The 13408-nt window shown below is 65.2% G+C and carries 13 protein-coding genes; 4 read left to right on the top strand and 9 right to left on the bottom strand.

Annotated features, from left to right (window positions below; genetic code table 11):
- Positions 1-120: 120 nt before the first annotated feature.
- A complete protein-coding gene (secA, locus tag EUV02_RS11990) occupies positions 121-2853 on the bottom strand; it encodes a preprotein translocase subunit SecA (protein ID WP_135246536.1) in 2733 nt (910 codons plus the stop codon).
- A gap of 133 nt (positions 2854-2986) precedes the next feature.
- Here secA and argJ point away from each other — a divergent pair, with 133 nt between their 5' ends.
- A complete protein-coding gene (gene argJ / locus EUV02_RS11985) occupies positions 2987-4216 on the top strand; it encodes a bifunctional glutamate N-acetyltransferase/amino-acid acetyltransferase ArgJ (protein WP_135246535.1) in 1230 nt (409 codons plus the stop codon).
- A 76-nt stretch (positions 4217-4292) separates the two neighbouring features.
- On the opposite strand, the gene pepN is transcribed toward argJ, so the two are convergent.
- The 7 genes from pepN to EUV02_RS11950 all read right to left on the bottom strand — a co-directional run bounded on the left by pepN (position 4293) and on the right by EUV02_RS11950 (position 9779).
- Positions 4293-6857, bottom strand: coding sequence for an aminopeptidase N (gene pepN / locus EUV02_RS11980; RefSeq protein ID WP_135246534.1), 2565 nt, complete (start codon positions 6855-6857; stop codon positions 4293-4295).
- A gap of 102 nt (positions 6858-6959) precedes the next feature.
- Positions 6960-8084 carry an Rv3169 family protein gene (locus EUV02_RS11975; protein ID WP_243445896.1) on the bottom strand — a complete coding sequence of 375 codons (1125 nt, stop codon included), beginning with the start codon at positions 8082-8084 and terminating at the stop codon, positions 6960-6962.
- A 107-nt stretch (positions 8085-8191) separates the two neighbouring features.
- Entirely contained in the window at positions 8192-8509 is a 318-nt protein-coding gene (locus EUV02_RS11970; RefSeq protein WP_135246533.1) for a hypothetical protein, read from the bottom strand.
- A 62-nt stretch (positions 8510-8571) separates the two neighbouring features.
- On the bottom strand, positions 8572-9054 hold the full coding sequence (dps, locus tag EUV02_RS11965) for a DNA starvation/stationary phase protection protein Dps (RefSeq protein WP_135246532.1): 483 nt from the start codon (positions 9052-9054) through the stop codon (positions 8572-8574).
- Positions 9055-9148: 94 nt separating this feature from the next.
- Entirely contained in the window at positions 9149-9337 is a 189-nt protein-coding gene (locus EUV02_RS11960; RefSeq protein WP_135246531.1) for a Thivi_2564 family membrane protein, read from the bottom strand.
- Between the two features lie 34 nt (positions 9338-9371).
- Entirely contained in the window at positions 9372-9563 is a 192-nt protein-coding gene (locus EUV02_RS11955) for a hypothetical protein (protein WP_135246530.1), read from the bottom strand.
- Positions 9564-9602: 39 nt separating this feature from the next.
- Positions 9603-9779 carry a DUF1328 domain-containing protein gene (locus tag EUV02_RS11950; protein ID WP_135246529.1) on the bottom strand — a complete coding sequence of 59 codons (177 nt, stop codon included), beginning with the start codon at positions 9777-9779 and terminating at the stop codon, positions 9603-9605.
- 164 nt (positions 9780-9943) lie between these two features.
- On the opposite strand from EUV02_RS11950, the gene EUV02_RS11945 reads away from it, so the two are divergent.
- Positions 9944-10273, top strand: a complete 330-nt coding sequence (locus EUV02_RS11945; protein ID WP_135246528.1) for a hypothetical protein — start codon at positions 9944-9946, stop codon at positions 10271-10273.
- On the opposite strand, the gene EUV02_RS11940 is transcribed toward EUV02_RS11945, so the two are convergent.
- Positions 10270-11274: a sensor histidine kinase gene (locus EUV02_RS11940; protein ID WP_135246527.1), complete on the bottom strand. Its 1005-nt coding sequence runs from the start codon at positions 11272-11274 to the stop codon at positions 10270-10272. The genes EUV02_RS11945 and EUV02_RS11940 overlap by 4 nt on opposite strands.
- A gap of 336 nt (positions 11275-11610) precedes the next feature.
- Between EUV02_RS11940 and EUV02_RS11935 the strand changes: the two genes are divergently transcribed.
- Both EUV02_RS11935 and EUV02_RS11930 read left to right on the top strand, forming a co-directional pair.
- Positions 11611-12405, top strand: coding sequence for a response regulator (locus tag EUV02_RS11935; protein WP_135246526.1), 795 nt, complete (start codon positions 11611-11613; stop codon positions 12403-12405).
- Positions 12406-12583: 178 nt separating this feature from the next.
- Entirely contained in the window at positions 12584-13216 is a 633-nt protein-coding gene (locus tag EUV02_RS11930) for a sigma-70 family RNA polymerase sigma factor (RefSeq protein ID WP_424022196.1), read from the top strand.
- The last annotated feature ends 192 nt before the right edge of the window (positions 13217-13408 follow it).

Raw genomic sequence — 13408 nt, 5'->3', positions numbered from 1 at the left:
ACCCCGACCCCTCCCCTGCAGGGAGGGGAGCAGGCAGCATATGGCGCAAAACAATCGGGTGCAGGCCTCAGGCCTGCCCGCCGGAGGCCCTTAATTCCTCAAAGCCCGCCGCTAGGCGACCTAGGCAATCGTCCCATGGCAATGCTTGAACTTCTTGCCACTACCGCACGGGCATTCGGCGTTGCGCGACGTCGTGCGCACCCAGTCGGCCACCGTTTCGGCGTCATAGTCGTCGGCGATGGCCAACGCTGCGGCTTGTGCCATTGCCAAATTACCCGCCGGGAGTGAGCCGAACGCATCGTTCTGGCCGGTGAACGGGTCGATGTGGGTGGTGATGAAGTCGGGCAGCGGCTGGTCGTCGTAGGCTGGCGGCGTCATCTGGAACTGCGCGTTCGACATCATCCGCGTCACGTCCTGGCGGACCTGGACGAGCATGCGTTCGAACAGCCCGAAGGCTTCGCGCTTGTATTCGTTGATCGGGGTTTTTTGCGCATAGGCGCGCAGGTGGATGACCTGGCGCAGCGCGTCGAGCGTCGAGAGGTGCTCTTTCCAGTGGTGGTCGAGCGCCTGCAGCAGGAAGTTCTTTTCGATCTGCACCCAGGTTTCGGGCGGCAGCGCGGCGGCCTTGGCGGCGACGGCGGCATCGGCCTGTTCGATCAGCCGTTCGACGACGGTTTCGGCGTCCATCTGGGCTTCCTTGACCCAGTCGGCAACGGGCACGTCGAGCGCCAGCGTGTTGGCGCAAGCGGCGGTCAGGCCTTCGACGTCCCATTGTTCGGGATAGACGTTGGCCGGGCAATGCGTGCCGACCAGCGTGTTGATGGTTTCGTGGCGCATATCGACGACGACGTCGCCGACGGTTTCCGAATCCATGATGTCGGCGCGCTGTTCATAGATGACCTTGCGCTGGTCGTTCATCACGTCGTCGTACTGCAGCAGCTGCTTGCGGACGTCGTAGTTGCGGGCTTCGACCTTCTTCTGCGCGGTTTCGATGGCCTTTGAAATCCACGGGTGGACGATGGCTTCGCCTTCGGCGAGGCCGTTGTTCATCATCCGCGTCAGCATGCCCTGCTGGCCGAAGATGCGCAGCAGATCGTCATCGAGACTGAGGTAAAAACGGCTGAGCCCCGGATCGCCCTGGCGGCCCGAACGGCCGCGCAGCTGGTTGTCGATACGGCGGCTTTCGTGGCGTTCGGTGCCGAGCACGAACAGCCCGCCTGCCGCGCGCACGGCTTCGCGTTCGGCCTGCACCTCGGCCTTGATGCGCGCGATGCCGGCGTCGCGGTCGGCGCCTTCGACGCCTTCGAGTTCACGGATGACGCGCGCTTCAAAGTTGCCGCCGAGCTGGATGTCGGTACCGCGGCCGGCCATGTTGGTGGCGATGGTGACAGCGCCCAGCCGCCCGGCCTGTTCGACGATATGCGCTTCCTGTTCGTGGAAGCGCGCGTTGAGCACGGTGTGCGGCACCTTTTCCTTTTTGAGGAATTCGCTGAGCAGTTCGGACTTTTCGATCGACACGGTGCCCACCAGGATCGGCTGGCCGCGCAACTGCGATTCGCGGATGGTCTTGACGATGGCACCGAACTTTTCATCGGCGTTCTTGTAGAATTCGTCGTCGACGTCCTTGCGCTGCGCCGGCAGGTTGGTCGGGATGGTGACGACGTTGAGCTTGTAGATGTCGTAGAATTCGGCCGCTTCGGTCGATGCGGTGCCGGTCATGCCGCCGAGTTTCGGGTACATGCGGAAGTAGTTCTGGAAGGTGATCGACGCGAGCGTCTGGTTTTCGGGCTGGATCTGGACGCCTTCCTTGGCCTCGACCGCCTGGTGCAGGCCGTCCGACCAGCGGCGCCCGTCCATCATGCGGCCGGTGAATTCATCGATGATAACGATCTTGCCGTCGCGTTCGATATAGTCGGTGTCGCGGCGGAAGATGACGTTGGCGCGCAGCGCCTGGTTGAGGTGGTGGACAACCTGGGTGTTTTCGTAGTCGTAGAGATTCTCGCCTTCGAGCATCCCGGCGGCTTCGAATGCGCGCTCGGCCTTTTCGGTGCCGCTTTCGGTCAGGATGACCGACTTGGCCTTCTCATCGACCTCATAGTCATCGGCGACAAACAGCTTCACCACCGCATCGACCTGCATATACAGCTCGGACTTGTCCTCGGTCGGGCCGGAAATGATCAGCGGCGTGCGGGCTTCGTCGATCAGGATCGAATCGACTTCATCGACGATGGCGAAGCTGAACGGGCGTTGCACCATCTGCTCGCGCGCATACTTCATGTTGTCGCGCAAATAGTCGAAGCCGAATTCGTTGTTGGTGCCGTAGGTGATGTCGCAGGCGTAGGCGGCGCGGCGCGAGTCGTCATCGATGTTCGGCACGATGACGCCGACCGACATGCCGAGGAACTTGTAGATCTGGCCCATCCACTCGCTGTCGCGGCGGGCGAGATAGTCGTTGACGGTGACGACATGGACGCCCTCGCCGGTCAGCGCGTTGAGATAGCAGGCGAGCGTCGCTACGAGCGTCTTGCCTTCACCGGTGCGCATTTCGGCGATTTCGCCACGGTGCAGCACGATGCCGCCGATCATCTGCACGTCATAATGGCGCTGGCCGAGCGTGCGCTTCGACGCTTCGCGCACCGTCGCAAACGCTTCGGGCAGCAGCGCGTCGAGCTTTTCGCCAGCAGCCAAACGCGCCCGGAACTTCTCCGTCTGCGCGCGCAGATCGTCGTCCGAAAGCGCCGCAATCGTCGGCTCGAGCGCGTTGATCTGCTTGACCAACGGGCCGAGCGACTTGACGTACCGATCGTTCGAGGAGCCGAAAATACGCTTCGCTATGCCGTCGAGACCGAACATGAGTGTCCTTACTGAAACCGGGCAGGGCTGAAGCGCCGCCTGCTTGCGACACGCCCCGCGACCGGCGGGACATAGGGAGCGCGGCCTCTATAGTCAATTGCGCCGCACCCGTGTTGGCCATATTGAAGCGCGCATGACCATATCGCCGCTCGCCCAGCCCTTCCCCGCCATGCCGCCGGTTGCCGGTGTCCGCCTCGCCGTCGCGCGCGCCGGCTACAAGGCTTGGGACCGCGCCGACCTGACGCTCGCCGAGCTGGCGCCGGGCACCAGCGTTGCCGGCGTGACGACCAGGTCGAAATGCCCGTCGCCCGAAGTCGACTGGTGCCGCAGCGCCTTGCCGCAGGGCCGAGCCCGCGTGCTGGTCGTCAACGCCGGCAATTCGAACGCCTTTACCGGCAAGGCCGGCGAAGCCGCGGTGCAGGCGGTGGTGTCGGCCGCGGTCACCGCGTTCGATTGCACGCCGCACCAAGTGTTCGTCGCCTCGACCGGGGTCATCGGCGTGCCGCTGTCCGCCGCCAAGGCACGTGCCGGCGTGGCTGACGCCGCATCACGGCTGGCGAGCGACCCCGCCGACTATATCGACGCCGCCAACGCCATCGGCACCACCGACACCTTCGCCAAGGGCGCCACCGCCAGCGCCATCGTCGACGGCAAGCGGATTGTCATCAATGGCATCGTCAAGGGATCGGGCATGATCGCCCCCGACATGGCGACGATGCTCGGCTTCATCTTCACCGATGCCGCCGTCGCGCCCGACTTCCTGCAAATGGCGCTGACGCAAGCCACCGCGACCAGCTTCAACGCCATCACCGTCGACAGCGACACCTCGACGTCCGACACCGTGCTGGCGTTCGCCACCAGTGCGGCCGGCAATGCCGAAATCACCAGCTATGCGTGCCCCGGCGCCGATGCATTCGCCGCCGCATTGCAAGACGTCTGCACGCAGCTTGCGCTACTGGTGGTGCGCGACGGCGAAGGCGCGACCAAGCTTATCACTGTCGATGTCGAAGGCGCCGAGGATGACCGCGCCGCGAAGGTCGTCGCGCTGAGCATCGCCAACTCGCCGCTGGTCAAAACCGCGATCGCCGGCGGTGACGCCAACTGGGGCCGCGTCGTCATGGCCGTCGGCAAGGCCGGCGAAGCCGCCGACCGCGACCGCCTCGACATCAGCTTCGGCGCCACTTTGGTGGCGCAGGACGGCGCCGTCGTGCCCGGCTATGACGAAGCCCCCGTCGCCGCGCATCTGGCCGGCGACGAAGTCAGCATCCACGTCGATCTCAAGCTCGGCGACGGTCGCGCCCGCGTGTGGACGTGTGACCTGACGCACGGCTACATCAGCATCAACGCCGATTACAGATCCTAAGAGCCTCCGGCGGGCAGGGGCTAGCCCCTGCACCCAACAATCGGGTGCAGGCCTCAGGCCTGCCCGCCGGAGGCCCTTAAACCAAACTCTTGCTGGCAATCTCGAACACGTCTTTCGACAGCCCTTCGGTCGCGACAATCCGCTCCAGCTCGGCGCGCATCAACGCCGCGCGTGCGGCGTCGAAGCGTTTCCAGCGGCCGAGCGGTGACACCAGTCGCGCCGCCGCTTGCGGGTTGAGTGCATCGACGGCGAGCACCGCGTCGGCGACCAGCCGGTAGCCGCTGCCGTCGGCGGCGTTGAAGCGCACCTGGTTCGCAGCATAGGCGCCGACGAGTGCGCGTAGCCGGTTGGGGTTGGTGTAGCTGAAATCGGGGTGGGTCATCAGCGCGGCGACCGCGGCGGGGGTGTCGGCGCGCGTCGACATCGCCTGCACGCTGAACCATTTGTCGAGCACCAGCGCGTTGTCGGCGTAGCGCGCGTGGAACGCGGCGAGTGCGGCATCGCGTTCGGGGGCGTTCGAGTGGCTGAGCACGTTCAACGCCGCCATGCGGTCGGTCATGTTGTCGGCGGTTTCGAACTGCTTGAAGGCGGTTGCGACCGCCTCGGCATCGTCGTTCGCCATCAGGTATCCCAGCGCGACGTTGCGCAGCCGGCGGCGGCCCTTGGCTTCGGGGGTGAGCTCGTAGCGGTTGGCGTTGTTGGCGTGATAAACCGCCCACCACTGCGCGTTGAGGTCGCTGCCGATGCGGCGGCGCACGGCTTCGCGGCGTGTGTGGAGCCCATCGACATCGACGACCGCCATCGCGTCGCCGGCCATCGCTTCGGACGGCAGCAGCACCGCCTCGGCAATGAACGCCGCGTCGAGGCCCGAGTTCAGCGTCGCGCCAATCGCCGCGACGAGGTCACTGTCATCGCCGCTGTCGAGCAAGGTCGCCTGGCCGAGCTGCTGCAGCGCCTCGTAGCGCGCGAACGGGTCATCGTCGTGCGCCGACAGGAACGCCAGATCGGCGCGGCTACGGTCGGACTGCACGATGATCGGCGCCGAAAAGCCGCGGTTCAGCGAGGCGACCGGCGGCTCGTCGATATTGTCGAAGTCGATGGTGGCCGAAGCCTCGGTCAGGCTGACCAGCCGCTCGTCGCCAAGGCGCTTGCCGGTGGTGCCGCCGAACAGCGCGACGCGCAGCGGCAGCTGCATCACCGGCTTGACCGGCTGGCCCGGCGTCGGCGCCAGCGTCTGCGACAGGTGGAGCTGCGCGGTGCGCGCGGCGGCATCGTGGGTGATGCGCGCATCGAGGTGCGGCGTACCGGCCTGGGCATACCAGTTACGGAACTGCGCGAGGTCGACCCCCGAGGCATCCTCCATGGAGCGGACGAAATCCTCGGTGGTCACGGCCTGGCCGTCGTGGCGGTCGAAATACAGGTCGGTGCCGGCGCGGAAGCCATCTGGGCCGAGCAAGGTCGCCATCATGCGGATGACTTCGGCGCCCTTGTTGTAGATGGTGGCGGTGTAGAAATTGCTGATTTCGATATATGAATCCGGTCGGATCGGGTGTGCCATCGGCCCGGCGTCTTCGGGGAACTGGCCGGCGCGCAGCATCCGCACGTCATCGATGCGGCGTACCGCCGCCGAGCCCTGGTCGGCGCTGAACTGCTGGTCGCGGAACACCGTCAGGCCTTCCTTCAGCGACAGCTGGAACCAGTCGCGACAGGTGATGCGGTTGCCGGTCCAGTTGTGGAAATACTCATGCGCGACGACCGCGGCGATGGCGTCGAAATCGGCGTCGGTCGCGGTATCGGCGTCGGCCAATATGTAGCGCGAGTTGAAGATGTTGAGGCCCTTGTTCTCCATCGCGCCGAAGTTGAAATCGCCGACCGCGACGATGTTGAAGCGGTCGAGGTCATATTCGCGGCCGTAGTTGACCTCGTCCCAGCGCATCGAGGTCTTGAGCGCCGCCATCGCATGCGCGCAGCGCGGCACATCGTCGGCCGCCACCCAGATCGCCAGGTCGACCGTGCGCCCCGACGCGGTGACGAACGTATCGCGCAGCGGCGACAGATTGCCCGCGACCGCCGCGAACAGATAGCTCGGCTTGGGCCACGGGTCGTGCCACTGCGCCCAGTGGCGGCCGTCGGGCAATTGCCCTGTCGCGACTTCGTTGCCGTTCGCCAGCAGCACCGGATACAGCGCCGCGTCGGCGGTCAGCTTGACGTCATAAACCGACAGCACATCGGGGCGGTCGGGGAAGAAGGTGATGCGGCGGAAGCCCTCGGCCTCGCACTGAGTGCACAACATGCCGCCCGACGCATAGAGACCCATCAGCCGCGTGTTGGTGGCGGGTGCGATGTCGACAACCGTTTCGATGACCGCGCTGTCACCGGGAATGTCGATGGTCAAAGTCTCGCCGACCGGTTGCACATCGAGCGCCACGCCGTCGCGCTTGACCGAAACAAGCGTCAGCCCCTGCCCGTCGAGCACCAGCGGTTCGCTGCGCTTGCCGTTGCGCTCGACCGTCAGCCGCGCGGTGACGCGGGTGCTTTCGGCGCCGAGATTAAAGTCGAGCGCGACCTGCGGCACGCGCCAGGCCGGCGGACGGTAATCACTGAGGCGGATTGTCTGCGGCGTTCCGGCGGCGTCGATCATCGGCAATCCTTATGGGCAGGGCGGTGGTGGCGGACCGCGTTCAGCCATGACCTAAGGTTCGCGGTGCCGCCTCGCAAGCACCCCGCATTACGCCCCCTCGAATTAAGCGAGGTCGAAGATATCCTTGAACCCCGTTGGCGCATGCGGCCCGATAATCAACTGCTCGAGCACGCCGCGACCTTCGACCTTGCGGCCATCGGGCAGCGTCAGCGTCGCCGACGCCAGCGCCTGGATGTGATTGTTGCCGACTTCGGCTTCGGTCGATGGTCCGACGTTGAGCGTTTCGAACGCCAGCGAGTCCTCGCCCTGGTACATGCCGTGGCCGCGCGTCGGATGCGTATAGCCGATGCCATTCATGAAGAAGGTGCGTTCGATCTGCAGGTCGACGGTCACCGGCCCGGCCGGCGTCATGCCGGTCAGCTGGGCTGAACTCGCGTGGCGCGTGCCGGGCTTGAACACCAAAGTCGACGCCGGGGCCGACAGATGGATCGGTTCCGAACCATCGAGCGGCACGAGCAGCGCCGAGCGGTTCCACGGCGCGCCGGTCGAATCGTCGTTGGTGTGGAAGAACAGCGCATAGTCCTTGAAATTTAGCGGCGCCCACAGCCAGTAGAACTGGAACGGCACCGGCGGCAGCATCGGCTGCGTATCGGGCGCGCCGATCGGCCGCACGCCCCAGCTGCGATCGCGCGTGCCCATCCAGCCCTTGGCGTCATGCGTCTTGCCGTCGATTTTCAGATGGCCGGCGTAGCTGCCGTTCTGCGTCATCCGGGTGATATCCATCAGCGTGCGTGCGCCGTTGGTGCGCGTGAAGCGCGGCTCCTCGATCGGCGCGGCGCGACCGGTGAAGACTAGATCGGCCGATATCCCGGACTCATTGTCGGCAACCGTCAGCCGCACGCGCTGCAGCGGATGTTCGATTTTCACCGAAATCGGCCCGACGCGCGTGTCCATGCGTTCGTGGTTGAGGTTGCGCGATGCGAACATCGAGCGCTGTGTCACCCCGTCGGTGACCGAAAACGCCGCATCGATGATGTTGAGATGCGGATAAATCCCCATCGCACCGCCGAAAAACAGCGTGCCGTCGGGGGAGTAGCCGTTGAAGAAGAAGCGGTCGTAGAAATTGCGGTCGGTGCCCGCAATCGCCACCGGCGTCGCCGCCTGATGAATCGGATAGTCGTCGCCGGCTGTCAGCATGGTGTTCCCCTGGATTTTGGTCGTTTTCACGTCCTTGGCATGCTGCAGCGAACGCTGGCAAGCCGCATCACCCGGCGGGGAAAGTTTTGCCGTGACAGTGACGTGGGCGCCGCAGCGCCCACGTCACTGTCAGGCGTTTAAGGCTTGGGCGTGACCGGTGCCGGCGGCACCTTGCCGTCTTCGATGGCATCGGCGCGCTTTTCGCCGTTGTTTTCGATGGCGTCGGCCTGGTTGTGCAACGCGTCAGCCTGGTTCTCGGTGGCGTTCTTCGTCATGCTGGCGTCGGCCTTGCCGTTGGCTTCGATGGTGTCGGCACGGTCATCGACTGCCGCGGCGGTGGCCTGGGTGTCGTTGCGGACAGCATCGGCCTGAACGTCTTCAGTCTTCTTCTGGCAGCTGGCGAGCGTCAGCGCGGCGGTCGCGAGGAGGATCGACGGCATAAGAATACGTTTCATGGGGATTTCCTTTGATGTTGTTGCGTGGAGTGACGGCGCGACGGGTAACAGGTGAATGAACGCTACTTTTTGAACGCGGCGTGCGATTCGACGAACCAAAGTTCCTTGTCGATACCGCGCGAGATTTCGGTGAACAGGTCGGCTGTGGTGCTGTCGCCAGCCTTGGTCGAGGCATCGATGGCGGCGTGCACCATCTGCCCGAAAGCCGCGAGCGCGCCGCTGACGGCGAAGATGTGACTGTCCTCGTCGGCAAGGCCGAGCGGGTACGGCACCAGCTTGGACTGTTTGACGGCGATCTGGATCGTGCCTTCGGCAGTGCCGCCGAGCTGGCCGGCGCGCTCGGCGATCAGGTCAGAATAGTCCTCGACCGACGCCGAGACCGTGTCGAACAGTTCATGCACGGCGATGAAGCCGGGGCCACGAACATTCCAGTGCGCCTGCTTGAGCTGTGCATGCAGGTCGATGGCAGCGGCCAGGTGGGTGTTGAGCAACGCGACCGATTTGGCACGGACGGCTTCGGACAGGGTGTTGCGGGTCTTGAGCATGTAGACTCCTTGGACTTCAGAAAAGTGGCGTGGTCATGCCTCTGCGGGGGGCGTTGCAGGGGAGTTGGCATGACCACGCCGCGCGATCGGTGTGTTAGCCGACGCGCATCCCGCCGAGCGAGCCAAGGACGCCAAAGGCTTGCAACAGCCAGAGCACGACGATGATCACGACAACGATGTTGAGGATGTTTTTGATCTTGGCATCCATCGGGATGTAGCTGTTGACCAGCCAGAGCAGGACGCCGACGACGATCAGGGTGATAAGCAGGCTCATGATGGGCATGGCGATTTCCTTTCCGGATTGATGCGTTGGTGGCTCAGCGTGGGGCGACTGCGTGGGTCGCGGTTGGCGACCCGGCAGCGGCAGGTGCCGCGATAGCGGGGAAGATGAAGTAGCTGGCGATGGCCAGCAGCCCAATCAGGATCATCCCCAGCCCACCCCAATAGGCCCGCTGGCCACGGTGAAGCGGTTTCGCTGTTTCGAGATCATGGTAGGGCGAAATGGACACGGCCGACCCCCTGGGCTGACGGTTGGTGAAGCGATGCAGTTAAAGCGAGGCGCCGCGACCGCGCGCCAGGTGCATGACCAGACCCACGATGAAGAGCACCACGAAAACCCAGAATAGCAGCACCGCGATCTGCGAAGCGGCGCCGGCAATGCCGCCAAAGCCGAGCACGCCGGCGACGATGGCGATGATGAGGAAGATCAGGGCGTAACGAAGCATGTGCAGATCCTTGCGCTGGACCCGGCGCGGTGCCGGGGAGTGATTGCAAGGTTCAACAAAGCATCCGCCAAAAGGTTCCTTTGCCGCGTCCGGGTGCCTTTTCCGGGCGGAACCAACCACCGCCGTCGTTGGTCTCGGCAAGGTCAACCAAGCGGAGAAGCCAGATGGACACCCAGGATAACAGCGCCCCGTTCGATGTCGTGGCCGGCGACCCGGCGGCGTTTTTCGAAACCCCGCAGGCCGTTGTCGATGACGCGAGCCTGTCGCGCGCTGAAAAATTGCAGCTGCTCGACGAATGGGCGCAAGACCTTGCCGACCGCAGCAACGCCGCCGACGAAGGCATGGTGCCCGACCGCGCCGGGCCGATCGACCGCGATGTGCGGACAGCCGCCGCTGTGGTCGCAGCACGCACCGCGGTCGAAGCCGGCGAAGACGCTTTCACACCGTCGCTGGCGCTGCGGCTGTGGAAACGCCTGACGGGTGCGACCGCCTAGCGGACGTCGGAGAAATCGAGCCGGTAGCTGCCCGCGACACTGTCGTGGTGAAGCTTGCCGCGCAACTGGCGCACCATCCCGTAGATGATCCGCGTCGACGCAATATTATCATCGGCGCCGAGACAATCGCCGCCGATGAACGCGTCGGTGTTCACCGCAACCGATACCGCATCACCGTCGCGCGCTGCGCCGATCGCCAGCATGACCCGGCCCGGCGGGCTTGCCTGCACGGCTATGCTGGCGAGCTCGGTAATCAGGAAGGCCACCGGAATCGCCGAATCGGGTGCGATATCGAGCGCCGTCACATCGCGCTGCGCAATGCCGACGCTGCGGTGCTCGGGTCCGGCGAGGCTGAGCTCAAGCGCCCCGGCCAGGTCGGCGACCAGTGCGCGCAAGTCCACGGCATCGGCACCGCGTTCGTCATAGATCCAGCGGTGGACCATCGTCAGCGCGCTGACGCGGGCCTGCATCGCCGCATAGGTCGCGACAATCGCCGGCGTCGACAGCCCGCGCGCGTGCAACGACAACAGGCTCGATACAATTTGAAGGCTGTTCTTGACGCGGTGGTGGACTTCGCGCGTCAGCCGCCTTTGTTCGACCAGCGCGGCATCGAGTTCGGCATTGTGGCGATCGACAGCGGCTGCCAGCGCGACGATGCTTTCGGCCAGCGTCGCAAGTTCGCGGCTGCCATAGTCGGCGTGTTCGAGGTCATGCCCGGACGCTTCGACGAGGCGTTGCAAATGGCGCAGCGGCAATATGGTCATGGCGCGCAACGCGAACCAGCCGCCCGCCAGCGCCAGCACCCACAGAAGCAACGGCAGCGCAATCCGCACCCACTGCGCCAGCACCAGCGGCGCCGGCCCGGCAATCGCGGCGCGGTAGTCGGCCATCGTCAGCAGTGTCGCGAGGATTCCCAGCGGCAGCAGCATCATCGCCATGACGAGCAGCACCAGCGCCGACAGTGGCAAGCGACTGGACGCGGTGCGGGAGACCAGAGACATCGCGACGGGCGCCGATCATTCAAGCTGGCGCAGCAGCGCCGCAATGCGTGGCGAGGCTGGTACGGCCAAAACCGGATCATACGCCAAGTGAAGCAATGTGCTAAGCCCATGTGGATCAAGCGACAGTGCCGGCAGCAGCGCGTCGGCTGGCGACCGTGCATCGGAAGGGCGTTTGCAGGCCATCATCGACTGGGCGCAAAAAATTTCTGCCGGGGTGGAACCATTGTTTGGCCTGTGTGTTGTCAACCTGATGTAGCTCGCCCGTGGCGCCGGCGAGACCCGCAGGCACCGGACGTGCAGTTCGATAATGTTTCAAATACCAAGAGGTTCCCTGCAATGCCGCTCGCCACGCAGATCGCTCCGCATCTCCCGTTTTTGCGTCGCTATGCACGCGCGCTTGTGGGGTCACAGGCGGCCGGCGACCGGTTGGTCGAAGCGACGCTTGCCGCCATTGTCGCCGACCCGTCATGCTTTCCGGCTGGCGTCGCGCCCAACCTCGGCCTCTACAAATGCTTCCAGGCGGCGTTTGATGCCGATGCGCTGGAGCCTGTCGAAGTCGATGCCGGCAACAGCTTCGAATCGGTGGCAGCAGCGCGGCTCGCGGCGCTGATGCCCAAGTCCCGGCAGGCACTGCTGCTTGGCGCGATGGAGGGCTTCACCGTCACCGACAGCGCCTGGTTGCTCGGTTGCAGCGAAGACGAAGTTCGCGCGCATGTCGCGCAGGCGCTCGCCGATATCGAACGCCAGACGCGCGCCCGCGTGCTCATCATCGAAGACGAACCGATCATCGCGATGCACCTCGAAACCATCGTCCGCGACCTTGGCCATGACGTCACCGGCATCGCGACGACGCTGACCGAAGCCATGTCGGCGTTCCACGCCGAGCCGCCGGGGCTGGTGCTCGCCGATATCCAGCTCGCCGACGCCAGCAGCGGTATCGACGCGGTCAAGGCGATGCTCGCCGAACGCCCTGTGCCGGTGATCTTTATCACGGCGTTCCCCGAACGGCTGCTGACCGGCGAGCGCCCCGAGCCGACCTTCCTGATCACCAAGCCGTTCCAGGTGCCCACCGTCGAGGCAGCGATTTCGCAGGCGATGTTCTTCAACTCGACCGCGCGCATCGGCGGCTGACATGGCGCCCATGAACCCCAGCAGAAAGGCCCCGACCATGGCATCATCGCTCCCGCCCAAATCCGGCCGTCTGCCCGGCGCTGCGGCACAAACTGCGGCCGAGCGCGATCTCGGCGCGCTGCTGCGCGTCGCCTTCGCCGAAGCCGAAGCCGCCAAGCTGCCGCAAGCCTTCATCGACCTGCTCGACCGGCTTGGCCAAGACGAAGCCGTCGCTACGCCGGCACCCGAAGGCCTGTCGGACACCGAATTCAAGAACCAGCTCAGCGCGGTGATCGCCCCGCTGCGCATCTATGCCCGTTCGATTTCGGGCAGCGTCGATCTCGCCGATGATCTGGTGCAGGAAGCGCTGCTCAAGGCGTGGAGCGCGCGCAGCCGCTACCGCGCCGGCACCAACATGCGCGCCTGGACCTATGTCATCCTGCGCAACCACTATTTCAGCCAGGTCCGGCGTGCCCGCTTCAAGGGTGAGTGGGACGAATTCACCGCCGACCTGCTGCTCGCCCAGCCCGCCAACCAGGAAGCCCACATCGCGCTGTCCGACGTCCAGCGCGGGCTGCTCCAGCTCCCCGATCTGCAGCGCGAGGCGCTGATCCTCGTCGGCGCCGGCGGCATGGCATATGAAGAAGTCGCCGAAATCTGCGGCTGCGCGGTCGGCACCATCAAAAGCCGTGTCGCCCGCGGCCGCGTCGCGCTGGCCGCGATGATGGAGACCGGCGTCCTGCCGTCGAGGCAGAAGGGCGACAAGGCAAACTCTGCGCCGATGGTCGACCAGATCATGGACCAGGTCGAGATGCTGCAGCAGCACAGCTGACAGGATTCAAGAGCCTCCGGCGGGCAGGCCGCAGGCCTGCACCAATTGATTTGGCAGACAATCACCCACCCCGCTCATCCCGAGCGAAGTCGAGGGACGCGCCTACGGTCGGGCGTGTCCCTCGACTTCGCTCGGGATGAGCGGGTTTTGTTTGGTTGAAGCGGCGGCAGGTGGCGCGCGGCGGCACCGCCC

The sequence above is a fragment of the Glacieibacterium arshaanense genome (assembly GCF_004681125.1).
Lineage (GTDB): Bacteria > Pseudomonadota > Alphaproteobacteria > Sphingomonadales > Sphingomonadaceae > Polymorphobacter_A > Polymorphobacter_A arshaanense.
The sequence above is the reverse complement of the archived record's forward strand: the minus strand, read 5'-3'. Positions and strand labels throughout refer to the sequence as shown.

Excerpts from the sequence above, each read along its gene's own strand:
- secA (WP_135246536.1), bottom strand. The coding sequence starts at position 2,853 with ATGTTCGGTCTCGACGGCATAGCGAAGCGTATTTTCGGCTCCTCGAAC.
- argJ (WP_135246535.1), top strand. The coding sequence starts at position 2,987 with ATGACCATATCGCCGCTCGCCCAGCCCTTCCCCGCCATGCCGCCGGTT.
- pepN (WP_135246534.1), bottom strand. The coding sequence starts at position 6,857 with ATGATCGACGCCGCCGGAACGCCGCAGACAATCCGCCTCAGTGATTAC.
- EUV02_RS11970 (WP_135246533.1), bottom strand. The coding sequence starts at position 8,509 with ATGAAACGTATTCTTATGCCGTCGATCCTCCTCGCGACCGCCGCGCTG.
- dps (WP_135246532.1), bottom strand. The coding sequence starts at position 9,054 with ATGCTCAAGACCCGCAACACCCTGTCCGAAGCCGTCCGTGCCAAATCG.
- EUV02_RS11960 (WP_135246531.1), bottom strand. The coding sequence starts at position 9,337 with ATGCCCATCATGAGCCTGCTTATCACCCTGATCGTCGTCGGCGTCCTG.
- EUV02_RS11950 (WP_135246529.1), bottom strand. The coding sequence starts at position 9,779 with ATGCTTCGTTACGCCCTGATCTTCCTCATCATCGCCATCGTCGCCGGC.
- EUV02_RS11945 (WP_135246528.1), top strand. The coding sequence starts at position 9,944 with ATGGACACCCAGGATAACAGCGCCCCGTTCGATGTCGTGGCCGGCGAC.
- EUV02_RS11940 (WP_135246527.1), bottom strand. The coding sequence starts at position 11,274 with ATGTCTCTGGTCTCCCGCACCGCGTCCAGTCGCTTGCCACTGTCGGCG.
- EUV02_RS11935 (WP_135246526.1), top strand. The coding sequence starts at position 11,611 with ATGCCGCTCGCCACGCAGATCGCTCCGCATCTCCCGTTTTTGCGTCGC.